The organism is Duganella lactea (assembly GCF_009857505.1).
In the GTDB taxonomy this organism is placed as follows: Bacteria; Pseudomonadota; Gammaproteobacteria; order Burkholderiales; family Burkholderiaceae_D; genus Rugamonas; species Rugamonas lactea.
This window is the reverse complement of sequence record NZ_WWCP01000055.1, coordinates 1-24,669: the sequence shown is the minus strand read 5'-3', so window position 1 is coordinate 24,669 and position 24,669 is coordinate 1. Positions and strand designations below refer to the sequence as shown.

General features: G+C 60.1%; 22 protein-coding genes, 1 tRNA gene and 1 pseudogene. 12 read left to right on the top strand and 12 right to left on the bottom strand.

The window, feature by feature from the left end:
- The coding region (locus GTP44_RS25340; protein WP_161021585.1) for an ATP-binding protein at positions 1–1,974 on the bottom strand (1,974 nt) is incomplete at its 3' end.
- Between the two features lie 131 nt (positions 1,975–2,105).
- On the opposite strand from GTP44_RS25340, the gene GTP44_RS25335 reads away from it, so the two are divergent.
- A complete protein-coding gene (locus GTP44_RS25335) occupies positions 2,106–3,311 on the top strand; it encodes a glycosyltransferase (RefSeq protein WP_161021584.1) in 1,206 nt (401 codons plus the stop codon).
- 54 nt (positions 3,312–3,365) lie between these two features.
- On the opposite strand, the gene GTP44_RS27885 is transcribed toward GTP44_RS25335, so the two are convergent.
- The 4 genes from GTP44_RS27885 to GTP44_RS25315 all read right to left on the bottom strand — a co-directional run bounded on the left by GTP44_RS27885 (position 3,366) and on the right by GTP44_RS25315 (position 7,519).
- Positions 3,366–4,283 carry a PEP-CTERM sorting domain-containing protein gene (locus GTP44_RS27885; RefSeq protein WP_161021583.1) on the bottom strand — a complete coding sequence of 306 codons (918 nt, stop codon included), beginning with the start codon at positions 4,281–4,283 and terminating at the stop codon, positions 3,366–3,368.
- A gap of 142 nt (positions 4,284–4,425) precedes the next feature.
- Complete coding sequence (locus GTP44_RS25325; RefSeq protein WP_161021582.1) at positions 4,426–5,100, bottom strand: acyltransferase; 675 nt, start codon at positions 5,098–5,100, stop codon at positions 4,426–4,428.
- 143 nt (positions 5,101–5,243) lie between these two features.
- On the bottom strand, positions 5,244–5,444 hold the full coding sequence (locus tag GTP44_RS25320; RefSeq protein WP_160992622.1) for a YbdD/YjiX family protein: 201 nt from the start codon (positions 5,442–5,444) through the stop codon (positions 5,244–5,246).
- Positions 5,444–7,519: a carbon starvation CstA family protein gene (locus GTP44_RS25315; protein ID WP_161021581.1), complete on the bottom strand. Its 2,076-nt coding sequence runs from the start codon at positions 7,517–7,519 to the stop codon at positions 5,444–5,446. Before GTP44_RS25315 ends, GTP44_RS25320 begins: the two co-directional genes overlap by 1 nt.
- 233 nt (positions 7,520–7,752) lie before the next feature.
- On the opposite strand from GTP44_RS25315, the gene GTP44_RS25310 reads away from it, so the two are divergent.
- The 8 genes from GTP44_RS25310 to GTP44_RS25275 all read left to right on the top strand — a co-directional run bounded on the left by GTP44_RS25310 (position 7,753) and on the right by GTP44_RS25275 (position 16,219).
- Positions 7,753–9,114: a cache domain-containing protein gene (locus GTP44_RS25310; protein ID WP_161021580.1), complete on the top strand. Its 1,362-nt coding sequence runs from the start codon at positions 7,753–7,755 to the stop codon at positions 9,112–9,114.
- Positions 9,115–9,119: 5 nt separating this feature from the next.
- Positions 9,120–9,737, top strand: coding sequence for a response regulator (locus GTP44_RS25305; RefSeq protein ID WP_160992574.1), 618 nt, complete (start codon positions 9,120–9,122; stop codon positions 9,735–9,737).
- A gap of 140 nt (positions 9,738–9,877) precedes the next feature.
- Positions 9,878–11,032 carry an EAL and HDOD domain-containing protein gene (locus GTP44_RS25300; RefSeq protein ID WP_229257078.1) on the top strand — a complete coding sequence of 385 codons (1,155 nt, stop codon included), beginning with the start codon at positions 9,878–9,880 and terminating at the stop codon, positions 11,030–11,032.
- 3 nt (positions 11,033–11,035) lie between these two features.
- Positions 11,036–13,123 (top strand): putative bifunctional diguanylate cyclase/phosphodiesterase, encoded by a 2,088-nt coding sequence (locus tag GTP44_RS25295; RefSeq protein WP_161021578.1) that lies wholly within the window; start codon positions 11,036–11,038, stop codon positions 13,121–13,123.
- A 41-nt stretch (positions 13,124–13,164) separates the two neighbouring features.
- A tRNA-Ser gene (locus GTP44_RS25290) sits at positions 13,165–13,254 on the top strand.
- Between the two features lie 112 nt (positions 13,255–13,366).
- A complete protein-coding gene (locus tag GTP44_RS25285; RefSeq protein ID WP_161021577.1) occupies positions 13,367–14,782 on the top strand; it encodes a site-specific integrase in 1,416 nt (471 codons plus the stop codon).
- Positions 14,758–15,534: a hypothetical protein gene (locus GTP44_RS25280; protein ID WP_161021576.1), complete on the top strand. Its 777-nt coding sequence runs from the start codon at positions 14,758–14,760 to the stop codon at positions 15,532–15,534. Before GTP44_RS25285 ends, GTP44_RS25280 begins: the two co-directional genes overlap by 25 nt.
- 55 nt (positions 15,535–15,589) lie before the next feature.
- Positions 15,590–16,219: a hypothetical protein gene (locus GTP44_RS25275; protein ID WP_161021575.1), complete on the top strand. Its 630-nt coding sequence runs from the start codon at positions 15,590–15,592 to the stop codon at positions 16,217–16,219.
- Between the two features lie 113 nt (positions 16,220–16,332).
- Here GTP44_RS25275 and GTP44_RS25270 read toward each other — a convergent pair whose 3' ends face one another.
- Positions 16,333–16,545 (bottom strand): hypothetical protein, encoded by a 213-nt coding sequence (locus GTP44_RS25270; protein WP_161021574.1) that lies wholly within the window; start codon positions 16,543–16,545, stop codon positions 16,333–16,335.
- Positions 16,546–17,505: 960 nt separating this feature from the next.
- Between GTP44_RS25270 and GTP44_RS25265 the strand changes: the two genes are divergently transcribed.
- The gene (locus GTP44_RS25265) at positions 17,506–18,150 is read left to right on the top strand and encodes a hypothetical protein (RefSeq protein ID WP_161021573.1); all 645 of its coding nucleotides are present in this window, start codon (positions 17,506–17,508) and stop codon (positions 18,148–18,150) included.
- Between the two features lie 1,342 nt (positions 18,151–19,492).
- Positions 19,493–19,774 (top strand): helix-turn-helix transcriptional regulator, encoded by a 282-nt coding sequence (locus tag GTP44_RS25260; protein WP_308494394.1) that lies wholly within the window; start codon positions 19,493–19,495, stop codon positions 19,772–19,774.
- 162 nt (positions 19,775–19,936) lie between these two features.
- Here the strand turns inward: GTP44_RS25260 and GTP44_RS25255 are convergent, their stop codons facing one another.
- Entirely contained in the window at positions 19,937–20,170 is a 234-nt protein-coding gene (locus tag GTP44_RS25255) for a helix-turn-helix domain-containing protein (RefSeq protein WP_161021571.1), read from the bottom strand.
- A gap of 147 nt (positions 20,171–20,317) precedes the next feature.
- Between GTP44_RS25255 and GTP44_RS25250 the strand changes: the two genes are divergently transcribed.
- A complete protein-coding gene (locus GTP44_RS25250; RefSeq protein ID WP_161021570.1) occupies positions 20,318–21,214 on the top strand; it encodes a hypothetical protein in 897 nt (298 codons plus the stop codon).
- Between the two features lie 158 nt (positions 21,215–21,372).
- On the opposite strand, the gene GTP44_RS25245 is transcribed toward GTP44_RS25250, so the two are convergent.
- From GTP44_RS25245 to GTP44_RS25230, 5 genes and pseudogenes are all read right to left on the bottom strand, one after another.
- Positions 21,373–22,581, bottom strand: coding sequence for a rep family protein (locus GTP44_RS25245; RefSeq protein ID WP_161021569.1), 1,209 nt, complete (start codon positions 22,579–22,581; stop codon positions 21,373–21,375).
- A 180-nt stretch (positions 22,582–22,761) separates the two neighbouring features.
- Entirely contained in the window at positions 22,762–23,136 is a 375-nt protein-coding gene (locus GTP44_RS27290) for a hypothetical protein (RefSeq protein WP_202424225.1), read from the bottom strand.
- Positions 23,136–23,393, bottom strand: a complete 258-nt coding sequence (locus tag GTP44_RS27285; RefSeq protein WP_202424224.1) for a hypothetical protein — start codon at positions 23,391–23,393, stop codon at positions 23,136–23,138. The genes GTP44_RS27290 and GTP44_RS27285 overlap by 1 nt, the downstream gene beginning before the upstream one ends.
- A gap of 260 nt (positions 23,394–23,653) precedes the next feature.
- Entirely contained in the window at positions 23,654–24,016 is a 363-nt protein-coding gene (locus tag GTP44_RS25235) for a hypothetical protein (RefSeq protein WP_202424223.1), read from the bottom strand.
- Positions 24,017–24,541: 525 nt separating this feature from the next.
- A pseudogene (locus GTP44_RS25230) lies at positions 24,542–24,669 on the bottom strand (transposase); the annotation flags it as partial.

Here is a 24,669-nt window from a genome sequence, read left to right as displayed (position 1 = left end):
CGTCTCGGTCGCCGGGCGCGCCTCGCGGCCGCGCAGCGGCGTGACGATGGCGTCGTACAGATCGCACTCACGCGGCGGCTTGATCAGCTGGAAGGCGACGCCGGCGGCGCGCCGCTGCACGCCGTCTGCGGCGTTGCGCACGCTGCTGAGCAGCACGACCCGCAGCGGCAACTGCTCGGCGCGGATGGCGGCGGCCAGCGCCAGGCCGGAGGTGCGCGGCTGCTCCATGTCGAGCAGCACCACGTCGTAGGCGCAGCCGTCCGCCGCCGCCCGTATCAGCCGGGGCAGGGCGTTGGTGGCGGCGCTGTGGGCGCAGGTGATGCGCCAGGCCGCCAGTTGCCGTTCCAGCGCGGCTCGGCTGGCGGGATTTTCATCGACAATCAAAGCGCGGATTCCCTGGATGGCGGTGGATGGATCGTCGATATCGACACGACGTTTGTCAAAATTTACGGCAAACCAAAAGATTGAACCTTGAGTTAGCGCATGCTCGACCCCTATCGTGCCGCCCATCAGCTCCACCAGTTGTTTCGAGATCGCCAGGCCCAGACCGGTGCCGCCGTGCTTGCGGGTGGTCGAGCCGTCCGCCTGCGAGAACGAATCGAAGATGCGCGTGCGCGCCTCGGACGAGACGCCGATGCCGGTGTCATGCACCTCGAAGCGCAGACCGACCGCTTGCGCGTCCTCGCGCGCCACCCGCACGGTCAGACTGATGCGGCCGGCGTCGGTGAATTTGATGGCGTTGCCGAGCAGGTTGAAGATCACCTGCCGCAGCCGGTTGGGGTCGCCGCAGACGCCGAGCGGCAGGTTGTCGGCCAGCTGCAGTTCCAACTGCAAGCCCTTGGCCTGGGCTTGCGGCGAAAACACGTTGTCGATGTCGTCCAGCAGGTCGCGCACATTGAAATAGATGTACTCGACGGTCAGTTTGCCGGCCTCGATCTTGGAAAAATCGAGGATGTCGTTGATGATCACCAGCAGGTGCTCGCCGGAGCGCTTGACCATGCTGGTGTAGTGGCGCTGCTGCTCGCTCAGGCGCGTGGCCAGCAGCAGTTCGGTCATGCCCAGCACGCCGTTCATCGGCGTGCGGATCTCGTGACTCATGGTGGCCAGGAAGGCGCTCTTCGCCTGACTGGCGGCCTCGGCGGCGTTCTTGGCTTTTTCCAGTTGCTCGGTGCGCACGCTGACCTGGCGTTCCAGCTGGTCACGGTATTGCGCCAGCGCGGCGTCGCGGCCCTCGACCTGCGCCAGCATGTCGTTGAAGCTGTCGATCAGCGCGCCCAGCTCGTCGTTGCGCTGGTGCTGGATGCGCGGCGTCGGCTGGCCGCGGCTGACCTGTTGCGCCGCCGCGATCAGCTTGCCGACCGGCTCGGCGAGGCCGCCCTTGAAGCGGGCCGCCGTCAGCAGCGCCATCATGAACGCCAGCGCGGCGGCGACCACGGCGGCGCCGAGGTTCTTCAGGATATCCAGCCACCTGGGCAGCAGCGAGGTTTCCAGCATCACCACGCCGATCAGCTCGCCATCATCGCCATCGCCGTCGCGCACCGCGCGGTAGAGACTTAGCGTGGGCGCCCACGGCGGACCGCCGCGCTCGGCATGCATCCCGCCGGCGCTGATCGGCGCAGGCAGCGCGTCGGGACCGATTTGCTGCGCGCTGAGCCGAGGCGACTGGTAGCGCGCCAGTAACTGGCCGTCGCCGCCGTACAGCGCCGCCTGCAGGATCTCCCTCGCGGCCGCCAGCGTGGACAGCGTCTGGCCGGCTTGCCGGCGGTCGGCGTCGCGCAGGGCGCGCTGGCTGTTGCCGCCGATGACCCCCGCCAGCGCCGCCAACTGCTGGCGCGCCTGCTCGCTGTGGCCGAGCACCGAGTTGGCGGCAAACGCCAGCAGCACCAGCAGCACCAGCAGCAGCGCGCTGCCGGTGGACAGCACGGCCATGATGCTGAGTTTCTGACTCAGAGCGGAGCGTTGAAAGTGGAACATCTTGTCGCCCATCCATAAATTCCAATAGGAAAAATATACGCATAGGCTGAGTTCGGTTTTGATCTGCGTCTAAGTCGGGCACATTTGCGCTGCCTCAAACCGCGTGCCCCGGCGCCCCGCAAGCTGGTGGGATGGAACGCAAAAAAATCCTCTTTATTGCCGAGGCCGTCACCTTGGCGCATGTGGGCCGTCCGCTGGCGCTGGCGCAAACGCTGGACCGGCAGCGCTACGACCTGCATTTCGCCTGCGCGCCCGGCTATGAGATGTTTTTGAAGGGCAGCGACCTGCGCACCTGGACGCTGAACAGCATTTCCAGCGCGCAATTCCTGGCGGCACTGGCGAAGGGCAAGCCGGTGTACGACGCCGCCACGCTGGCGCAGTACGTGCTGGATGATCTGCGTCTGTTGCAGGCGGTGCGGCCGGATGTGGTGATCGGCGATTTTCGCCTGTCGTTGTCGGTCAGCGCGCGGCTGGCGCAGGTGCCGTATGTCGGCGTGATCAACGCCTACTGGAGTCCCTATGTCGAGCAGCGTTACCGGGTGCCGGCGATCCCGCTGGCGCGCCTGCTGCCGGTACCGCTGGCGCAGCGCCTGTTCGATCTGGTGCGTCCGATGGCGTTCGCCCTGCACAGCGTGCCGCTGAACCGGGTGCGCCGCGCCTACCAGCTGCCGCCGCTGGGCAACGACCTGCGCCGCGTCTACACCGACGCCGACCAGGTGCTGTATGCCGACACGCCGGAAATGTTTCCCGCATACGACTTGCCGTCCACGCATGCCTACCTGGGGCCGGTGATGTGGTCGCCGCCGACCGCGCTGCCGTCGTGGTGGGACGCCTTGCCGCGCGCGCGCGACATCGTCTACGTCACGCTGGGCAGCTCGGGGCAGGGGGCCTTGCTGCCTAGGGTGCTGCGGGCGCTGGCGCCCTTGCCGCTGACAGTGATCGCCGCCACCGCCGGCACCATCGAGCCGGGCCTGCTGCCGGACAACGCGCATGTGGCGCAGTATCTGCCGGGTGAACTGGCGGCGGAGCGGGCGCGGCTGGTGATCTGCAACGGCGGCAGCCCGACCAGCCAGCAGGCGCTGGCGGCCGGCGTGCCGGTGCTGGGCATCGCCGGCAATCTGGACCAGTATCTGAACATGGACGGCGTGTTGCGCACCGGCGCCGGCGCCTTGCTGCGCTCCGACCGGCTGGCGGAGGATACGCTGCGCAGCACGGCCTTGCAGCTGCTGTCGCAGCCGGCGCCGCGCGAGGCGGCGCGCAAGGTGGCGCAGCAGTTTCAGCGCTACGACGCCGGCGCGCGTCTGGCGGGCGTGCTGGCGCAACTGTTGTGGCCATAAAAAAGCGGACCGGGCGCTGCCGCGCCGGGTCCGCTGTAAAGACCGCTGCGGCGGTCAGGACTGCACTTTGCGGCGCGTGCCCAGCGCGAGACCCGCAAACCCCAGTCCTATCAGTGCCAGCGTGGCTGGCTCGGGAATGGTGGCGAAGCTTTGCGACGAGTCCACCTTCAGGAAAGGCACGGTGGTGGGCGTGGCGCCGTCCCACATCATGGTGGGCGTGAAGAACGACGGCACGTTGGTGGTGCCGGTGAATTTGTCGACGAAGATGGCGCCGGTGACGACGTCCAGGTAGTTCGGATCGACGTAGTCGATCATGAAGCGCGAGTCGAACGAGCCGGTGCCGACGGCGCCGCTGGCACTGAAGCTGGCTTCATTGAACACCAGGTGGCCGGACAGGATCAGGATGCCGTCGCCGTCACCGCCGGCGCCGCAGCCGGAGGAAGTGGAACCGGTGCCGTAGCAGCGCACGGTGTTGGCGCCGTTGCCGGGGATGGCGCGGCTGCCGTCGGTGATGTTGTCCAGATAGATGGCCAGATTCTGCACGCCGGCGCGCAGCGGGTCGACGTCCATCGCCGCCGACTGCGTGGCCGGCATGCCGAAGTTGACCGTGGTGGCACTCTGCGCCGTCACCAGTTCCTGGAAGCGTACCACCTTGCTGATTTCGTACTGGGTGTTGAGCCCGGCGGGCGTGACGATGGCGGGGATATTGCTGTTCGACATGGTGCCGACCACCATCTGCGAGCGCAGTTCGGTCAGGTAGGGCGCGCTGGCGCCGGGGCCGACGATGGCGCCGGGAATGAAGCCGGTGGCGAGACCGGTGTCGGTGACGTTGGTCCACAGGTCGGCGTAGGTGCTGTAGGTGCCGGTGCCGGTGGGATCAAAGCCGAGGGTGGGCGCTGCGCTGGCGGTCAGCGGCGCGGCCAACGCGGCTGCCAGCAGGGTGACAGCCAGCGCTGGTTGGTAGGTTTTCATGTGTGCTCCTCGAAAAGGGCCGCGGGAATCGAGGCCGTAGCGAGCTAAGAGCAAAAGCCTTGCCAGTACTGCTGAAGCCTGTGAAATCAAGCACTTGCGCGGCTATTGGCGGCCGCGCAGGCGGGCGGTGTAAGAAATTCCGTCATGGCGCCGGGGGCGCCGACTTGATGCGCCGCGCCGGGATGCCGCCCCAGATCTCGCCGGCGCCGATACGGGTGTCCTTGGTCACCACGGCGCCGGTCGAGACGATGGCGTTGTCGCCGATCTGCACCCCGGCCATCACCACCGCCTTGGCGCCGATGGTGACGGTGTTGCCGATGGTGACGGCCTTCAGCTCCAGCCGCGCGCCCTCGATGACGTGGGCGAAGATCACCGCGTCGTGGCCGATGATGGTGTTGCTGCCGATGCGCGTCAGCGGCGGATCGAGCAGGGCGCCGGCGCTGTAGGTGTTGGCGCCGAGCCGGGCGCCGAGGGCGAGATAGATCAGCCGCTGCAGCGGCACCGGCAGGAAGTGCGTGCGGATCAGTGAATTGAACAGCAGCAGGTAGAACAGGATGTTGACGTTGGCCGCCAGCTCGTGGCGCGAGTGCTCGGCCACCTCGCCCTCATGCAGCGGCAGCAGCGCCAGGAACACACGGTAGACCAGGAAGGCGTACAGGTACACCATCAGCGCCGCCAGCAGCACCAGCGTGACGCCGCGAAAGTCGCCCAGCGGCAGGCGGTCGAACACCAGCGCGGTGGTGCCGATGGCCAGCAGCAGGATCAGCGCGAGCAGGCACAGAAAGACGGCGATCTGGCCGGGCTTGATGGCGCGCATGTCAGCGCGCTCCCGACAGCGTGGGACGGGGGGGTGTGGTACGCATCAGGCATCTCCCAAAATCGGAGTTAGTTAGATGCATGGGCACGCCGCGAAGTTCCGCTGAAAGATAAAAAAACGGCTCACAGGGAGCCGTTCTGTCGTCAGCAGCAACCGCCGCGCTTGCCTGCGCCGCCGTAGCGGGCCTCCTGGCGTTCGCGGAAGAACTCCTCGTAGGTCATGTAGGGCTCGCCGGGATGGGTGCTTTCCCGGTGGCTGACATAGGTGTCGTAATCGGGCAGGCCCATCATCAGGCGCACGCTCTGCCCGAGATAGCGGCCGGCCTTGGCGATGTCGCCCAGCATCATCGCACCCCGGCCGTGTTGAGCACCATCGGGCTCTCGTTGGCGGTCGGCTTGCTGTTGGCGCGCGCCCGCAGGATGGTGCGGGCACCGAAGATCAGCACGCTCAGCACGACGATCACGAAGAAGCCGGCCAGCGAGGCGTCCAGATAATCGTTGAAGATCACCTGCTGCATCTGCGCCACCGACTTGGCCGGGGCCAGGATCTTGCCCTCGTCCAGCGTGGCCTGGTACTTGGCGGCGTGCGCCAGGAAGCCGATCTTCGGATTGGCGTCGAAGATCTTCTGCCAGCCGGCCGTCAGCGTGCACAGCAGCAGCCACACGGTCGGCACGATGGTGACCCAGGCGTACTGGCCGCGCTTCATCTTGAACAGCACGCAGGTGCCGAGGATCAGCGCGATCGCCGCCAGCATCTGGTTGGCGATGCCGAACAGCGGCCACAGCGTGTTGATGCCGCCCAGCGGATCGACCACGCCCTGGTACAGGAAGTAGCCCCAGGCCGCCACGCACAGGCCGGTGGCGGTCAGGTTGGCGACGGTGTTGTCGGTTTGCTTCATCGACGGCGCGAACGTGCCCAGCAGGTCCTGCAGCATGAAGCGGCCGGCGCGGGTGCCGGCGTCGACGGCGGTGAGGATGAACAGCGCTTCGAACAGAATCGCGAAGTGGTACCAGAAAGCCATCATCTCGCGCCCACCGAGCACGTTCGACAGGATGTGGGCCATGCCCACCGCCAGCGTCGGCGCGCCGCCGGCGCGGGAAATGATGGTGTGCTCGCCGACATCCTTGGCGGTCTGCACCAGCATCTCCGGCGTGATGTAGAAGCCCATCTGCGAGACCGCCTGTGCGGCGGACTCGGCCGTGGTGCCGAGCAGCGCCGCCGGCGAGTTCATCGCGAAGTAGACGCCCGGATCGATGGTCGAGGCGGCCACCAGCGCCATGATGGCGACGAACGATTCCATCAGCATGGCGCCGTAGCCGATGAAGCGGGCGTGGCGTTCATTCTCGATCATCTTCGGCGTGGTGCCGGACGCGATCAGCGCGTGGAAGCCGGACACGGCGCCGCAGGCGATGGTGATGAACAGGAAGGGGAACAGCGAACCCGACCAGACCGGGCCGCTGCCGTCGATAAACTTGGTGAAGGCCGGCATCTGCAGTTGCGGCGCGACGATCAGGATGCCCAGCGCCAGGCCGACGATGGTGCCGATCTTCAGGAAGGTCGACAGATAATCGCGCGGCGCCAGCAGCAGCCACACCGGCAGCACCGAGGCGACGAAGCCGTAGCCGATCAGCATCCAGGTCAGCTCGGTGCCGGTGAAGGTGAACAGCGGCGCCAGCGCCGGGTTTTCCTGCACCCACTGGCCGCCGAAGATGGCCGCCATCAGCAGGATGAAGCCGATGATCGACACCTCGCCGACGCGGCCGACGCGGATGTAGCGCGAGTACACGCCCATGAACAGCGCGATCGGGATGGTGGCCATGACGGTGAAGCTGCCCCACGGCGAGCCGGTCAGCGCCTTGACCACGATCAGCGCCAGCACCGCCAGGATGATGACCATGATCATGAAGGTGCCGAGCAGCGCGATATTGCCGGGAATCGGCCCCAGCTCGGACTTGATCAGGTCGCCGAGCGAGCGGCCATCGCGGCGCATCGATATGAACAGCACGATGAAGTCCTGCACGGCGCCGGCGAACACCACGCCGGCCAGAATCCACAGCATGCCGGGCAGATAGCCCATCTGCGCCGCCAGCACCGGGCCGACCAGCGGGCCGGCGCCGGCGATGGCCGCGAAGTGGTGGCCGAACAGCACATTCTTATTGGTCGGCACGTAGTCGAGGCCATCGTTGAGCTTGGCTGCCGGGGTCATGCGGCGCGGGTCCAGGCCCAGCACCTTGTCGGCGATATACCGGCTGTAGAAGCGGTAAGCGATCAGATAAACGCAAACGGCGGCGATGACGATCCAGATCGCGCTGATCGACTCGCCGCGGTGCAGGGCGACCACGCCCAGCGCCGACGCGCCAACAAGGGCCAACGCGGCCCACCCCAGCTTGCCGGCCAGGGTATTCGGTACGGTATGCATGCTTCCTCCAAGGTTGTCCTTTTCCAAAGCCGGTGTCAGGTCTGACAATCGCACACGAGTTCGTGTGCGATTGTCAGACCTGACACCGGCTTTTGGCTTATGACTAGTATTCACCAAGGTGATATCAGGAGCAAGCGCACCACTACGCAAGCGGGCTGCGTAAAACTACGTAGGATCACTGGCGCGCGGGGGCGTAGAATGCGGGCTACACGCGTCACGATGGGAGCAGGCCGATGAAGTTGCGGCAGAAGGTCATTTTTTTAGCCATTACGCCGCTGATCCTGGCGCTGTGCGCGATCGCGCTGGCGGTGCGCCATCAGTCGGTGCTGCTGGCGCAGCAGCAGCGCGCGACCATTCAGCAGGCTTATCTCAGCAGCAAGGAGGCCGAGCTCAAGCACTACGTGGCGCTGGCCTCGCACTCGATTTCCCATCTCTACGATTCCGGCCGCGACGACCAGGCCACCCGCGACGAGGCGATGCGCATCCTGGCCTCGCTCAGCTATGGCGATGACGGTTATTTCTTTCTGTACGATATGCAGGGCAACACGCTGATGCATCCGCGCCAGCCGGAGCTGGTCGGCCAGAACCTGTTGGGCCTGCGCGATGAAAACGGCCGGCCCACGATCCAGAACCTGCTGCAGCGCGCCCGCGCCGGCGGCGGCCTGGAGCGCTACATGTGGGTCAAGCCGTCGACCCACAAGCCGGTCGCCAAGCTGGGCTACGTGATCGCCATGCCGAAATGGGGCTGGATGATGGGCACCGGCATTTATCTGGATGATGTCGACCAGGCGCTGGAGAAAATCGACGTCCAGCAATCGGGCAATATCCACAACACCATGCTGTGGATTGCCGGCATCGCGATCGCCGCCGCCGTCGCGGTGGCCAGTTCCGGCCTGGCGCTCAACATCAGCGAACTGCGCGTGGCCGACGCCAAGCTCAAGGTGCTGGCCCAGCGCGTGGTCGAGTCGCAGGAGGAGGAGCGCGCGCGCTTGTCGCGCGACCTGCACGACGGCATCAGCCAGTGGCTGGTGTCGATCAAGCTGCAGATCGAGGCCGGTATGATCCGCCTGTCGTCCGGTCTGCCAGCGCAGCAGCAGGCGGCGCACGCGGTGTTCGAGCACGCCGCCGACCAGCTCAGCAACGTGATGGGCGAGGTGCGCCGCATTTCGCACAATCTGCGCCCGGCCATCCTCGACGACCTGGGCCTGGCGGCCGCGCTGCATCACCTGGCCAAGGAGTACACCCTCAGTAGCGGTACTCCGGTACACTTCGAAGCGTCCGGTTGCACCGACGCCTTGCCCGAGGTCGCCAACACCGTGCTGTTCCGTCTGGCACAGGAGGCGCTGACCAATATCGAGCGCCACGCCGCCGCCAGCCGGATCGACATCGCCCTGGCCGGCGAGGCGGATGGCGTGACGCTGCGCATCCGCGACGACGGCCACGGTTTCGACGCCGAAGGCATCGCGCTGCATCCACAGCGCGGCATCGGCCTGCGCAATATGATGGAAAGGATGGACGCCATCGGCGGCCGCTTCGCCATCCGCTCGTCGAGCGATGGCACCCTGGTGACGGCTTACGCCGCGAACAACAGTTAAACGCGATGACGACAACGATCAAAATTCTGCTGGTGGACGACCACCCCCTGGTGCGCGACGGGTTGCGCGCGCGACTCGAAGCGATGCCGCAATTCGCCGTGGTGGCCGAGGCCGGCGGCGCCGCCGAAGCGCTGGAACAGGCCGCCCGCCACCCGGTCGACCTGGTGTTGATGGACATCAATATGCGCGGCACCAACGGCATCGAGGCCACCGCGCTGTTCCGCCAGGCGTTTCCGCACATCGCCGTGCTGATCCTGTCGATGCACGACAAGCTGGAGTACGTGTCGCAGGCGATCCAGGCCGGCGCGCGCGGCTATGTGCTCAAGGATGCGCCCGGCAAGGACATCGTCGTGGCGATCGAGACCGTCATGTCGGGCGGCATCTACTACAGCGCCGCGCTGGCCCGCCAGCTGGCGCAGCCGCAGCATCAGGACAACCAGCTGACCTCGCGCGAGCACGAGGTGCTGCGCCACATCGCCAATGGCGAATCCAACAAGCAGATCGCCCGCGCGCTCGACCTCAGCGTGCGCACGGTGGAAACCCACCGCCTCAACATCAAGCGCAAGCTGGGCATCGAAGGCCAGGCCGAGCTGATCCGTTTCGCGGTGCAGAACGCGCAGTAGCGTTGTGGCGAAAAGCCGGTCTTGTCGTGGTCATATTGCTCATCACATCACTTTCGTGATGGTATCTAATTGCCTAAAGTCAATTGTTGATCTAAGATGGCGCGGATAATCCTGATGAGATACCGATGTCTGCGCCTGAAATGAGCCCGCTTCCCCTGGTGGAGTTACAAGCAGTCTCCAACGCTCATAACGAGTGGGTGGCGCTGACTTTCGCGTTGCCGGCCGACGCCGGCGACGTCTTCCAAGCCGCGCTGCGTCTGCTCAAAACGCCGGACGTGTTCGCCGCGCTGGCGCCGCTGGACTGCATCCTGCCGGTGTCGCATCCACAACTGCTGGAACCATCGCACCTGGCGGGGCTGCCGCCCAGCCGCGTGATCCTGCGCGTGCCGGCCGCCGCCTGCGCCGACCTGACCGTGCAAAAGAAACTGGCCGCCCACGCCGACGCCGGCTATCGCCTGATGCTCGACGGTGTCGCCGATGCCGGCGTCGCCAGCCGCTGCGGCGCCCAGTCGCTGATGATGGACGCCGCCGCCACGCTGCCGCCATTGCTGGCGCTGGTCGGCCAGTCGGGTCCGCATCTGGCCACCGGCATGGGCAGTGCGTCGCGCGTCGCCGTGTGCGCCAAGGCCGGCTTTAGCTGGTTTGCCGGCGACTACGCCCACCACCCGCTGCCGGATGGGCCCGTCAACGACGGCACCTCCTGCCAACGTCTGCTGGCCTTGTTGGGCCTGTTGGCGCGCGACGCCGACTCGCACGAGCTGGAAGTGCTGCTCCGACAAGATCCGGCGCTGGCCTACCACCTGTTGAAGCTGGTGAATTCGGCCGCCTTCGCCCTCAGTTCGCCGATCCACAGCTTCGGCCAGGCCATCAGCGTGCTGGGCCGCCGCCAACTGCAGCGCTGGCTGCAACTGCTGCTGTACGCGCGCCAGCAGGATGACGGCCCGGCCAATCCGCTGTTGCCGTTGGCCGCCGTGCGCGCCGCGATGATGGAAGTGCTGGCCAAGGCGCAAGGCTGGGACCGCGACCGGCAGGACATGGCGTTCGTGGTCGGCGTGTTCTCGCTGCTGGACCAGCTGCTGGCCATGCCGATGCGCGAAATCGTCGCCGCGCTCAGCCTCGACCTGGACGTCGTGATCGCACTGCTGGAGCGCACCGGGCCGCTGGGCCAACTGCTGCGGCTGGTCGAGCAGCCGTCCGGCGCCGCGCTGGAGCAGGCCGGCATCACGCGCCAAGCCTACTGGGAAGCGCAGCTACAAGCCTACCACTGGGCGATCCAGGTGAGCAGGAATATCTGAGCCATGTCCACCCACCCCATCTCCGACTTCCTGAGCAACAGCGCCGCCTTGTGCGACGCGGTGTTGCGTCTGCGCGGCACCGCGCTCACGCAGGAACTCGGCCGCATCGTCCGCGCCGTGCTGAATAGCCCGCTGGGCGAATACGTCCCGGCCGATGCCGTCGCCTGGCTGCCGCAAGCGCCGATCGCGCCGCCGGTGTCGGCCGCCAATGACGACGCCGTGCCCAGCCTGAGCCAGGACGTCCGTTTCGACGACCACGTGTTCGGCCGCTTCATCGTCTCCGGCCGCGCGCACTACAGCACGCAGGACCGCCAGCACCTGGCCAGCCTGGCCAGCCTGGCCGGCAGCGTGCTGCAAGTGCACTCGGTGGCCCAGCGCACCACCCACGCCTACGTGCAGATGGAAGCGCAGTTGCAGCACCAGGCGCAGATTCTCGACCAGATCCACGAGTCGGTGCTGACCATGGACATGAACGGCTTCATCATCAGCTGGAACAAGGGCGCCGAACGGCTGTTCGGCTACACGGCGGTGGAAGCGGTGGGGCGCAACATCCTGTTCCTCTACGATGACGAAGAACTTGGCTTCCAGGACGACTTCCTGGAGCAGGGCGGACGGCTGATGGAGGTGCGCCGCAAAAAGAAAAATGGCGAAGTGTTCTGGGCCAGCCTGTCGCTGTCGCCGCTGTGCGACCTGCACGACCGCTCGACCGGCCTGATCGCCTACCTGACCGACATCACCGAACGCAAGATGGCCGAGGAGCGCATCCACCATCTGGCCTACTACGACGCGCTGACCAATCTGCCCAACCGCACGCTGCTGACCAAGCTGGTCGACCAGGCGCTGATGGTGGCGCAGCGCAACCTGGCGCATGGCTGCGTGCTGTTCATCGACCTCAACCGCTTCAAGCTGATCAACGACACGCTGGGCCGCGCCATCGGCGACGCGCTGCTGGTGGAAGTGGCGCGCCGCTTCCGCACGGTGCTGCGCGACCAGGACCTGGTGGCGCGGCTGGGCGGCGACGAATTCGCCGTCAGCCTGTTCGACATCGGCCAGCACTTCGAAGCCAGCATGGTCGCGCAAAAACTGCTGGCCTCGTTGACCGAACCGATCATCATCGACGGCCACGACCTGCGGGTGGACGGCAGCATCGGCATCAGCGTCTACCCGCAGGATGGCCACGACGCCGAAACGCTGCTGCGGCTGGCCGACATCGCCATGTACCGCGCCAAGCAAGAAGGCGGCGCGGACGGCGACCACATCGCCTTCTACAGCCAGGACATGAACCAGGGCATGCAGGAACGGATGCGCATCGAAAGCGGCCTGCGCCACGCGCTGGGCAATGGCGAACTACTGCTGCACTACCAGCCCAAGTACGCCATCCCCGACGGCAAGATCATTGGCGCCGAAGCGCTGGTGCGCTGGCGCCATCCGCAGCGCGGGCTGGTGCCGCCGTCCGAATTCATCCCGCTGGCCGAGGCGACCGGGCTGGTGGTGCAAGTCGGCGAATGGGTGCTGGAAACCGCGTGCGCGCAGGCACAGGCATGGAAGCACGCCGGCCTGCCGGCGATCCGGCTGGCGGTCAATGTCTCGGCGCGCGAGTTTACCGCCGCCTTGCCGGGACGCGTCAGTGACACGCTGACGCGCTACGGGCTGGAACCGTCATGGCTGGAGTTGGAGATCACCGAAAGTACGCTGATGCACAACATCGACCGGGTGATCGGCATCATGGACCGGATCACGGCCATGGGCGTCACGCTGTCGCTGGATGATTTCGGCACCGGCTACTCATCGCTGTCCTATCTGAAGCGCTTCCCGATTGACACGCTCAAGATTGACCGCTCGTTCACCATCGGCATCCCCGAAGACAGCAACGATTGCGCGATTGCCAACACCATCATCAGCATCGCCCAGCAGCTCAAGCACAAGGTGATCGCCGAGGGTGTGGAAACGGTGGAGCAGTTGGCCTTCCTGAAGAATTCCGGCTGTGACGAAGTGCAGGGCTATTTGTTCTCCAAGCCGCTGGAAGCGGACGCCTTCGAGCGCGCGCTGCGGGAAAACTGGCTGCCAGGACGCACCACCAAGGCGGCATAGGTGGTGTTGGCGCCGGAAGTCTGTATAATGTCGCACACTTAGGAAACGTGGCCGAGTGGTTGAAGGCAGCAGTCTTGAAAACTGCCGACGGTGTGAGCCGTTCGTGAGTTCGAATCTCACCGTTTCCGCCAGACAACACTAAGTCATTGATTTAGCTTAAAATCAGTAGGTTATCGTAGCCCACTGGTACAAATGACTGGTACAAATCGCAAACGGCAGACGGCGTCAACTGATGAGGTTGAGATGCCCCCAAATCTGCGCAAGTCCCCCTACGGGTACACATATCTTCGTTCCATTCCTGCCGAGTTGCGGCCCCTGATCCCCGGCAAGAAAACTGTGGTTAAGGAGGCGCTTGGCCGCGACCGCAGTAAAGCGTTAGCTCGGTGGGCTGAACTTGAGGTCTACACTACGAAGCTTTTTGCTGATGCACGTAACATCCTGCTGACGGGGCGCCGCCAAGAGAGCGCATTGGATGCGTTCTTGAAAAAGGACCGCGCTACTCGTCTGAAGGAACTCCCTGCCAGCACCGACGGGCTCGCTGAACAATTGTCCGCCTTGTACCTCTCTGGACTCGATAACGATTATAGCGCTCGTGAGAATCAATCCAGATGGTTTGACGATGACGAGCCCGCAGAGCTGACTAGCCAAATCGACGAGGTGCTCGCAATGTTGAGAAAAGCGGTGCTCACAGGGAATACCACCGCTTTTCAGCCTATGGTGGACCAGTTGGCCATGATGCGCGGGTACCAATTAATCGATGAGTCTGGTGAGGACCTTCAGCGGGTTACCTTCCGTTTTTTGCGCGCGGCGTTGGCTGGCTGTGAGACACTCGCTAAACGGCAGCAAGGCCAGTTCGCTGACACTCCTGCACTTCCCGCCGAGCCTCTCCCTGCTTCTTGGGAGCTGGATGCACTGGCTACGCCAAAACCTCCACCAGCACCGGTCCCAGTATTGTCCGATGTGACTGAGCATTATATAAAATTCCTTGAGACCAAACATTCGAAGACCCAGACTACTAGCCTTTCTTGTTGGCAGCGTTTTGTGACTTTCTGTAATGACAAGCCTCTGTCACAGATTGGGACCAATGACGTCTACAGCTTCTTCGAGGCACGGTTGCATGCTGAAAAAAAGCCGTGGTCTATGGACTACTGCTCTACAGTGCATCGCGGTCTAGGGGAGGCATTCACTGTCGCAAAAACGAAAGAACTATGCAAGCATAACCCTGCGAAAGAGTTGGAAATGCTTCCTAAAATCAAGGCATCGGAAGAAAGGAAGCGATTGAAGCCGCGTTACCCATACACGGTCGAACAACTCAATATTCTATTTAGCTCGGATTGGTATGATCCAGTCGCAACGAATTGGCTAGGTAGGATGAAATGGGACCTGGGAGCGCGGTATTGGGTCCCATTGTTGTGTCTTTTTCACGGCTTGCGTATTCGAGAGGTATTACAACTACTTGCCGCGGACGTAAAGGTTGAAGAGGTGCCTTTGTTGTCTATCCAGGTCGACGAAGGAGGCGCAGATGAGGATAAGCGAGATGATGATAATGATGATCGCCTTCCGACCAGAACGCTAAAAAATGATGCGACCAAACGGACCGTACCTCCATCTCGTTGCCGGAGCTTACTGGGCTGGTGGAGAGTGCGATCCTGCCGATAGCGGAAGGAAAGGCTATCGAAGCTTTCGTCGTAGACACGACGCGCGGCGCCAAGTCGACCTTGTACCAAGGCGTTGCCTTTTGGCTCAATGGACGGTTAGTAGGAACGCCGAGCTGGGTTGTCGGTAATGCGGTTGTCCTCGATGGTCGTGGACGCTTTGCGAAGCGCTACACGATTGTGGTGCAATGTGGAGCCGAATGGATCGGCGACGTTGCGCCTGATTGGACTCGCTTCAAATCCACAGATGCTGTTCGTGCGATGAACGTGGCGGTGGCTGACTACGCCGCAAAAATCTTTGCGAAGCTGTCCGATGAATTTGTCGATGATAGCTCCCAGGATGCGTTGGTGCGAAACAGAGAGTCATTCAGGGAGCTTTCGACGCTGGCCCGCATTGAGGTTGCAAGCTTCACCCAGGAATTGGTCAAGCGAAATCCAGGCATCAATACTGAAACGCTGGCAATTGCGGTTGATGTAGTCATTAACCTGGAGAAGTCGCGCAGCGGAGCTGCACTGCTCGAGAAACTTACCAAACTGAGCGAATCGGACATAGATGGACTTGACCGTTTGCTGGGCCAATGGACGGTGCGCGATGCTCTACCAATGGTCGATGACTGTTTCGATGTCCACGGGAACATGCTTGGTACCAGCAACATGGATGATATGTGGAATAGCTCTAGTAGCAATGTCTTTGCCGCATCAAATGACTTTGTGGGCGACAACAGTATCTTCTTTGCAGATGATACAGGTATATAAATACAATAAAGAAAAAAATCCGTTGAGTATCAATTTTCAGGTTTTGAGGTGAAAAATGTGTGAAGCGAAGAAACAAAAATGTCGCTTAGAATTATTGAAGGAATATGTGGATAAATTTATTCTTACGATAGATCATCCAACGCCATATCGAGGTAGCTTGCCGTATAAATTCTACTTTGAGCTCCACGAAAACATGCTTCATGACATGTTCGTATCTTCAATAAAGAATGAGAAAGGTGAAAATTTGGTCCGCACTGTGAGCGGCGAAAAATACCCTTCTGATCTGGCGATAATTGAGCATGTTGCGAATGTATTATTTGAGAGGAATCATTTTCATGACATCGATGCTATGAATCATCGATTGAAAAATCTTGGATATCGAATAAATCGATTCCCGATAAAAATTGATTCCGGTCAAGTCAGCACTATCTTGGTCTCTGCTGATCCCATCGATGAGATTACTGCGTCAATTCAAATGGGTAGTGCAGAAAAGGAGATAATTGAACTGATACGTGAACTAGATGATGCTGACTTACTCGTGTTGGAGCATGTAAAGTTCGGCTCACCTCTTGCAACGATAGAGAGGTTGGTGAACGAGGAAGGTAACTATCAGGAAGTGCTTCGCCACATGAAGGCTGCAGTCGCGCAACGAGGTAGTCAGCGACAGGATATTGCGAAGGAATAAAAATGATAAGTGCCTGCGTTCGTTAAGAATACAGGCACTTAGAGACTTAATCACAGCTGTCCTATTAGCGAGCGTTTAGCGTAAATGATTGTTATTAAATTGCAAAAATCATTCTACGATACGGTTGTTGAGAGTAAGTTAATTCTCATTTCTTCGTCTGATCTCTGATAATCCTCATCAGTCATTTTTTCATGGGCTGAGCGCATTTCGGCCAAAGCCTCTTTCACGTCTCGATAACCAAAATAAGGGCGTGGTACATTATCGAGTCCAGTGTCCTCGTCTGAATTTCTGAGATTTTTTTCCTCACTTCTGATTTTGATGTTCATAATTTGCTCCTCGGTTGTATATAGTCTGTATAGAAGAAAATACAGCTATGGCTATTGGCTCAATGCTGGCATTAAAAATGCCTCGAAAATTGCAGGGCATTCCGAAGAGACCTCGCTGGTAGCTACCGGGCACCTTGGCCTACTTGACCGTCAGCTACTGTCATCAGTGGCGGGTATCCGGCACGCTAAAACCGCCTTATCCGGCATGCAAACCAGCCTTATCGGGCACGCCAGGCCACGTTATTAGGCACGCGGCAGATCAGGGTCAGCGAGAAAGCTGACTGTTAAGAAGGGCGTTTTCGCAAATATGATTTGCGGGTGAGGCGCCGGTCTATATTTTCTCAATGATTTCTACCAATTTTTTTTACTCTAAGCTTGAGCCCACGCGGGAGCTTGGTAGTCGCTATCGAGGCGCGACGCATCGCGAGGATATCGTAGGCGGATTTGAACGGTAGACATGCATGAGAACATGCTCTTAGCGGCGGAGGGAGTTGAGGAGTCATTTCCAATATAGGTGCCAACGGCGATTGAGTTCTGCGGCCGGCTGACCAACCAGGGCCGGCCGGTGGCCGGCACAACAACCCCTCAGCGGGAAATAGCGGACATCGTCCGCTCCTAGACGGATTGGGTCGCAGATGCTTAATTTGTAGGATCGGGTACCTCGATGATAGCCGCGCACTTCCGAGCGACCGGTTCTGGCCGCTACGGTTTTCTCACGCGGGCTAACTACGACAACTGCATTTTTACCCAATGCAAAGTAGCTGCCCGTGCTTATAGTGATTGTGTTGACCTGTTGTTGCACATCCAAAGGGATACCCGGACAATCATCGTACTTACATAACCATCTGTTGTTTTTCCTTCTGGTTTTTACCCCGAAAATTTTGGTGCGCCCTATCTAGCTGAGTAAAATCAGATGGTACTTATATGGTACTTATTTCAACCACATGAAAGAAATTGAAAATGTCAATTCATCAAGAAATTGCTGAAAAAATTAATGTGGCATTGTCAATTGCAGCGGTAACTGAGAAATATCGGGACGCACTCAACACACAGTTGCAGGTACAGCGGGCCGTCGATAAGGCAAAGATGGCCGTTCAAGCGCATAGGCAAGAATGTATGCTCCGGCTGGAGCAATACCGCGAAGCTGTTACATTGAATACAGATTTCATGTCTCGACATACTATCGCGCATTCTGGTGGCGTATCCGGGCCACAGGCCAAGGTCGCCATTTCGGCTGATGTGAGTGATGATTCCTCAATTGGTGAAGGGGCCAGCTCCGCCGGCGGAAGTGACGATGAAGGTGGTGATGGTGATGGTGATGGCGACGGACCCCGACGCCGATCTACTCCTGTCTCCTCAAATCGTTCCGCTTCAAAGTCACGTAGTTCTTATCGCGCCGTTCGGCGCAGACTGAAACCCAAACACTCTCCTGATGTCATCATGCACACTCGTGCATTGCTAACGCTCGTCTTGATTTTTGTGCTCTGTATATGTGGGGCCGCAGGCTTTGCCTTGTTGGGGCACGAAGGCCTCGCACTAACGTGTCTGGGGCTTGCTGCAGTCGATGGGGGGGCGCTGGCTGGCAAACTGGTGACGCCTAAATAGATGATCGTAGGCGGCTGACTTGGCCGCCTTTTTACATATTTGGCGTTCCACGCAGTGTTGCCCCTCCTGGGAAATCGGTGGCCCATCCCCGATGCTCCACCGAATTGCCCTCACTGCCGGCGCAGCCGGTGGCCAGCGGGTTCTTGGCAGTGGTCAGTGATACAGGGACTGCGATTTATGAGATTCGTTGACGGTAGTGCTGAGAAGGCTGACTTGAGCAAACTGAGGCAACTAGCCAAGTGGCGGTTTCGGATGCTAAATGGTGGTGGTTTTGCGATGCTAATACTCAGGCAAACCTCTGTTGCGTCTAATCTAGTGAGGCATCTTCTGACGAATCGCCTGATTAAACACTCCGCCAGCGATTCGATAGGTCAATGGAATGCTCCGACGTCGTTGCGTATCCCACCGTTTGCTGAAGTCGGAGAGACGAGGGGGGCTACATGACTCTACTCTAACGTCGGAGAGACGGTACCTCCTACGGGAGGCTCACATGCGATTTCTCTTGGTAGCCCCCTTGCGTCTTCCGATCTCGCATCCGGTGCCCCCCAAGTTAGAGCTTGATTATCGCGATGCGCGATCTAGCTCTCCCGGCATTCCCGGGCCATGAGGCTTCGTCGCCCAATCTTCGACGTCGGGCGATGTATCACTTGCTTGGTGCCGGCATAGTCACCCCGAAGTAGACTCGATGGTTGGCACCACAGTCGACCTTATGGTGAGCCACCTCCGGCGGGCGGGCCTTCAAAGCGATGCGTTCAAGGTGTGGTCGCGCAGCGTTGCATAATGGATGGGGCCGCCTCAAGGCATGGCCAGATCGTGCAAAACGCAGCTGCGTTCGGCGCTGATAAGCAGCTGTTTAATCGCTTCTTGGCGTGCTTAGATCGTCGTCACTTCGCATGTCTGGCTTGGCCGGTTGTTATGCGCTTCGATGCGAGGCTCGGCCATTTAGCGAGTCGCTTGTATCGAGGCGTCGCGGCGGACTCGCATCGCTCTTTGGCATTTCCGTTGAAGGGGTTTCTTGCGGCTGCGCCTTCGTTATTCCGCCGAGGCGGCAAGGAGGCAAAGTAGAAGGTGGCGTCCCCCGCCTCGGCCTGGTTGGGCAGCTTTGCGATTTCCTCTGCGGTGAACGGGCTCTTCGCCTTAAGGATTCGGGCGACCTTCTCTCCTGCCATGATGATCCTGATGTTGTTCTATGGGAAATTATTTGGCTGCGGTGATCTTACCGCCATCAGTACGAAAGCGCAATAATCTGATTGTACGGCAACTTTGCTCTATGAAGCGAAGGCGCGCTAGAGGCTTGAACGATCCTATACTGAAGGCAGTCATGTGACTGCTTTCTAGGATCATGACCATGGAGAAGAAGCTCCTTACCCCGAAAGCTCTTGCCGAACTGCTTGGCTTGGCCGAACAGACTATTTATAACCGCCACTCCACCGGTGGCGATTTGCCCCAAGCGATTAAACTGGGTAGGCGGCTCCGCTTTCACCCTGCCGATGTTGATTCTTGGCTTGAGTGCCAGCGGAAGCCTGCCGTCCCTCCGGTCTTGTCGCCCCATTCAGCGCCGTCCGCTCGGAGGCCTGGTCGGCCAACGAATGAAGAGCAGATTGCTGTCCGCCTTTCGCTTTGACCTAAGTGGGTAGGTATGGGATGCACTCACATTCCATTATGCGTTGTCCTGCACTCCATGATGTGAGGTGGGGCGCTTTATCGCCCCGCACCGCTGGTCACCGCTTGATGAAGGTCATGGGGCGCTTCTTTGGCAGCAGAAGCTCGTGTTGACTGCAAAGCCTCAAGTGTTCGCAATTAATAGGGCTTCAGCGTCGGCCACCAACTCACTGGCATGACAATTCAAGGCGGCTGCTAGCTTCAAAATGGTCTGGAAGGTCGGCTGCTTGTGACCATTCTCCAGCCATGAGATGAAGACCCGTTCAAGCCCCGCCTCCAACGCGAGCCGCTCCTGGCTCATGGAGACCTTAAGCCTCCTACTACGCAAGGCACGTCCAAACGCTTCAGCAGGCTCCACAAGACTCCTTATAAGAAGTCTATGAAGTTATGAAAATTTCGTGCCTCAGTCTTTATACTATGGTATACAATTTAGTTGAAAAAAGGAAATACTCTGATAAAACTCAAATTTTGACCCGATAACATTGAGGCACTGCCAATCCTTCATATGAAAAAATCGAATTCTTACTTGGCACTGGCCTTTGGTCTGGCCCTGTGCGCATGCACTACTCCCGCCCCCAAGCTCACGCCCGAACACGCAGCAGCCAAGCGCATCGCAACATTGAATGTGTACGAAGACAACACTGTAGCCCTACGCACGAACAGGCAATACGCATGGACATCGGGCGTAGATATTCTGGCGCTGGAGGTCGATGGGCAGGTCTACAACGCGAAGGACCTTCAAGCGCTAGAGCCTCAGCCCGATGGGCGCAACACTGGTGTACTGACGTTCGCGGCTGGAGAGAAGCGCATTGTGAACTATGACAAGCTTACCTGGCTCGTGTGTACTACAGCCAAACGGTGCAACACCCCACGCGATCACTTTATGACTGCAATGGACTTGCGCGACATGCTTAATCCTGATCGCATCCGTAGCTACGCTGGCGCGCCTACTGACCCTCGAGAAGCGTTCATGAAGGATTCGCGAGCGTATCCCCTTCTCAAGTCCTACGAAGGTAAGTTCAGCATCAGCTCTACTGACCGTGCCAAGGCAGACGCGCAGACAGTGGCCACCATTTTGGCTAACTGGGACAGTAAGGCTCCACAGCGAGCAGCAGAGAACGAGGCTGCTAAACTTAGGTACGAGAAAGAGAATGCAGCTCGCCAAGCCGCTATTCGCGATGAGCGAGTGGGCGTGCAGACGTCATGCGAGATGGCTGGGCGCTCTACCCCCGAGATTTCACGTAGCCGCCAAATTAGTTGTTCCCGGTATGGACAGACCAATATCGATGAAATGGAAAAGCTCGGCTGGAATGTCGTGAGCGTCAGCACGCAAACCGGTACCGACAGCATCGGAATCCTCACGTTCTACTCGCACCGCTTGACTTTGCAAAAAGTGAAGTAAGTAGTTTCTGCGGCTGACCGCAATGGGGGCTTTAAAGGCCGCCATGATCACATGCCCTGGCCAAGGACCGTACTTTTTTTTGGGGGGCGGCGCTGTCCTGGTACGAGAGTGCCTATGGAGCTCGGCGTATGGGAGCCCCCTAAAGCTACTGCGGGGCATTATCCTCCAGTAGCCGCCCCCGGCAGGGCAGTCGATGGTAATAATGTGTGTGTGATGCTAAGCCTTGACCTTATTACGGTTTTCGTTTTGGCCTTGAGCGCCAATCGCATCCACCCTAAGGGAATACGCCCATGCCCTGCGCCGAGTGCTGCGCGGAGCATGATCGCTACCACCTCTCGGCGCGACTTCACCACCGCCAAGGCTTCCCGCAAACCAGTCTTGACTATTGCGTGCCAGGCTTCTGGCGAGACGGTGCCCAGCACCTCCTCCACGACCTCAACGTAGGCAGCGTCCACTGCCTTAACAGCGTTATTCCTAGAGGCTTTGGCCGATCCGATGAAAGTCAAGGTGTGCTTGCCTTTGATGGCGGTGGCATATTCCGCGAACAGGCGCTTGGCGGCATGTACGATAGCGCCATCAGTTACTTGTGCGACGATGCGCAGCAAGTCTGTCGGCGTCAAGCTGCTGGGTTTCTTGCAGTAGCCCATATTCTTCGTGTTGTAGCTGATCGCCTTTTGGGCATCTACATGGCCGATGATGGCGACGGCTGCCTGAGCTTCTTCACTGATGGCGAGACCTGTCTTCTTTCCGGCCTGCCGCCAATGGCTAGATACGATGCTGAATGCATCGTCCAGCGCTGTGCGCCATGAGCGCCCTTTGATTTCCTGCGCGAGCTCCAGCTTGCAGAGGAAGCTAACGTGTAGGTGTGGGTGCCAGCCATGGTGTCCCAATGTTAATTCCAGGCGGCGTACACATCCAACAATGCCTAGCTCCCTGGTGAGCCCCTTCCAGATCGGCGAGCTGCGAAGGCTCTTCCAGGTTGAGTCCAGCCGATCCAGAACGGTCGCTAGAGGCTCGTTAACCCGGTGAGGAACCGTCAATACCGCATCGACAAGAACCCCGGCGGCTTGGTAGTGATCATGCACAAGGTGGGAGACGATCTGCTGCTCCTTGGTCATCTTGCGAGCATGACAAATGGGACAGATGTGTCCTGCATCGCAGACCATCAGACCGCCAAGCCTGGTGCTGCCGCGATTGGTCGTGCTGACCACGACCGATGAGTCGCCCAGACGATGCCGGAAGCAGGCAGCAACCCGGCTATCAGGCAAGATTTCTCGCACGATATTTTGAAGCTCTGCGCTCTCGTACTTGCCGCCATCGCGGTGTAAGAACGAGATCGTAGATAAGACTTGCTTGATGTGTGACATAGACGCACTTGATGTGCGCCGCAATCCAGCAGATTAATTAAGTGCCTCGCCTGCCTGATCGGCAGTCAGAAATATGTCCTCGCGCTGGCGATGCGACGAGGTTAATGAAGGGGAGAGAGTGCCGCCGGCTCTGGCGGCACTTGAATCAATATAGGAAACAATCAGCGTGATTGCCGACCGTCATTTCCCCAAAATAACACGTTCACCATGACTGATTTTTTGAACGTAGAAGAGATGCGGTAGGTCGCCTTGATAGCCGTGCTGCCGAGCGTACTGGCAAAACGACCAGGACTGCTCGCGGACGCCGTGAAAGCCTGGCTGGTTTGCTATCCGGGCAAGTTGGTGGTTCACGGCCTCAGGGTGCCGCTTAGCTAACGATTCATCCAGCAAGGTGTAGTGTTCGGCCATCTCGATTTTAGGCCGCCGCCAGGTACAGCTTGCCGCGCCGCGAATGGGATGGCGAACCAGTTCATAGCCCAACCATTCAAGGCGGTGCTTGTCGGTCGCATCGCGCGGATGCTCATGTGAGTCAAGCTTTCCGACTGTGAACAGCATCAACCATTCAACTTGTGCAGCGCCAGCGGCCAATACACGACCAGCAGGCAGTTGGCCTTGCCATGCTTCTTGGGCGTGATGCGCTGGGCTGGCGTTGCGCCGATGGCATGCCGCTCGTGCAGCTTGCGAGCAAGTTGCACGGCCTTATCTGCGGGAACGGTGCCGCAGCAGTAAAAGCGATAGCCCTTGCCGATAGCGTCAATGACGCGGCTCATGGCGGCGGTTTTGCTACGGCCGATGGGGGTGGTTGCAGTCATGGTGCTTTCCGGTGTTGGTGACACTCTGTATAGCAGTCAAACTGCTGATGAAGTGTGAATGCGTTGGCGGTGATGAGACGTAATGATGTTCCATGCGCAGCATGGCAAACGACAGCATGTAAAACCTGTGTTCATGAAGCCCCCCGTTACGCTATACATTGATAGGACAGATGGAGTTGTAAGGCCAACACCTCAGCGAAGGCTGAGAATCAATCGCAAGCATGGCGGTCCGCTCGGTGAGTCTTCAGTGACAAGAGGGCTTAGCGAGCGGACCGCCAGACTGCAAACACATACGTCCGAAAGGACACGTCGGATCGCCAATTCGACAGGTTCCAGGTCGCCAACCTGGAACTAAGCAACTGATTCAGCCGGCTGTTCTCAGCTTGCCAGCCACGTTTGCTGGGTGTCACCTCCATACGGTAGCGTTCCGAAATGTCGCCAAAGGTGGTGCGCTCGGCTTCGGAGCGGTCCACGAACACGCGCTGCCGCATTTCAAGCTCGACCTCCGCCGCCGAGTCCTCGGCTTCACGCGTGGACTCGAAAGTTTTAGTCTGATGGGGGTAGCTCTTGCGGCGAAGTTGAGCCTGGTATTTGTAAGGGCCGCGACTGGTGAAGGTTGCCATACTGTTTCTCAGTTAGGTAGGTCAACGGTATAGCGCTAAAAACGTCAAGTGCCGCAGAATTGCAGCAAAAACTCGATGTGCAATGCGAAAGGGCCTATCGCGATGCGATAAGCCCTTGATTTGTTTGGTTGCGGGGACAGGATTTGAACCTGTGACCTTCGGGTTATGAGGCCGTTATGGCGAAAATTGCAGATAGACCGAACGAGGATCGCGCCCAAGTGGTCTAGCGCGGAATTGTCATTCAAAACCATCAAGGAGTGGGGCCGGCCACCGAGTTCCTCTATCTGAATAAGGTCCCGTTACGCACCATTGTGCGTGTAGTAGCCGATGAACCTCGACGTCGCAGAATGCAAAAAAGGCGCCCCCCGAGAGAGGTAGAGCGGCGCCCAGTCTGCGGAGCTACGCCAGCTCGCGGACGTGTAAGAAATTCTGTGTGTGCGGGGCCGGTTTTTAGTTAATCGCGTTCGTGAAGCGTTCGCCAAACATGATGGCAAATTGATTGGCCGCCAGCTTCCAAGTCCGCTGTGGCATGCGCCGCTGGCCTTTCGCCACCAGCTGCGGCTCAAAACTGGACAGGCGGTCGCGTGGAATGTCGAGGTGCAGTTCACCGCCCGGTGCAAGAACCTTCTTGGGCGTGGTGCCGTTTCTATGGT

Bases quoted from the DNA above. Each gene is read 5' to 3' on its own strand.
- GTP44_RS25260 (WP_308494394.1), top strand. From the start codon at position 19,493: ATGACCATGGAGAAGAAGCTCCTTACCCCGAAAGCTCTTGCCGAACTG.
- GTP44_RS25325 (WP_161021582.1), bottom strand. From the start codon at position 5,100: ATGCGCGCCATCAAGCCCGGCCAGATCGCCGTCTTTCTGTGCCTGCTC.
- GTP44_RS25300 (WP_229257078.1), top strand. From the start codon at position 9,878: ATGAGCCCGCTTCCCCTGGTGGAGTTACAAGCAGTCTCCAACGCTCAT.
- GTP44_RS27885 (WP_161021583.1), bottom strand. From the start codon at position 4,283: ATGAAAACCTACCAACCAGCGCTGGCTGTCACCCTGCTGGCAGCCGCG.
- GTP44_RS25250 (WP_161021570.1), top strand. From the start codon at position 20,318: ATGAAAAAATCGAATTCTTACTTGGCACTGGCCTTTGGTCTGGCCCTG.
- GTP44_RS25310 (WP_161021580.1), top strand. From the start codon at position 7,753: ATGAAGTTGCGGCAGAAGGTCATTTTTTTAGCCATTACGCCGCTGATC.
- GTP44_RS27285 (WP_202424224.1), bottom strand. From the start codon at position 23,393: ATGACTGCAACCACCCCCATCGGCCGTAGCAAAACCGCCGCCATGAGC.
- GTP44_RS25335 (WP_161021584.1), top strand. From the start codon at position 2,106: ATGGAACGCAAAAAAATCCTCTTTATTGCCGAGGCCGTCACCTTGGCG.
- GTP44_RS25270 (WP_161021574.1), bottom strand. From the start codon at position 16,545: ATGAACATCAAAATCAGAAGTGAGGAAAAAAATCTCAGAAATTCAGAC.
- GTP44_RS25315 (WP_161021581.1), bottom strand. From the start codon at position 7,519: ATGCATACCGTACCGAATACCCTGGCCGGCAAGCTGGGGTGGGCCGCG.
- GTP44_RS25305 (WP_160992574.1), top strand. From the start codon at position 9,120: ATGACGACAACGATCAAAATTCTGCTGGTGGACGACCACCCCCTGGTG.
- GTP44_RS25320 (WP_160992622.1), bottom strand. From the start codon at position 5,444: ATGCTGGGCGACATCGCCAAGGCCGGCCGCTATCTCGGGCAGAGCGTG.
- GTP44_RS25235 (WP_202424223.1), bottom strand. From the start codon at position 24,016: ATGGCAACCTTCACCAGTCGCGGCCCTTACAAATACCAGGCTCAACTT.
- GTP44_RS25265 (WP_161021573.1), top strand. From the start codon at position 17,506: ATGTCAATTCATCAAGAAATTGCTGAAAAAATTAATGTGGCATTGTCA.
- GTP44_RS25295 (WP_161021578.1), top strand. From the start codon at position 11,036: ATGTCCACCCACCCCATCTCCGACTTCCTGAGCAACAGCGCCGCCTTG.
- GTP44_RS27290 (WP_202424225.1), bottom strand. From the start codon at position 23,136: ATGCTGTTCACAGTCGGAAAGCTTGACTCACATGAGCATCCGCGCGAT.
- GTP44_RS25285 (WP_161021577.1), top strand. From the start codon at position 13,367: ATGCCCCCAAATCTGCGCAAGTCCCCCTACGGGTACACATATCTTCGT.
- GTP44_RS25275 (WP_161021575.1), top strand. From the start codon at position 15,590: ATGTGTGAAGCGAAGAAACAAAAATGTCGCTTAGAATTATTGAAGGAA.
- GTP44_RS25245 (WP_161021569.1), bottom strand. From the start codon at position 22,581: ATGTCACACATCAAGCAAGTCTTATCTACGATCTCGTTCTTACACCGC.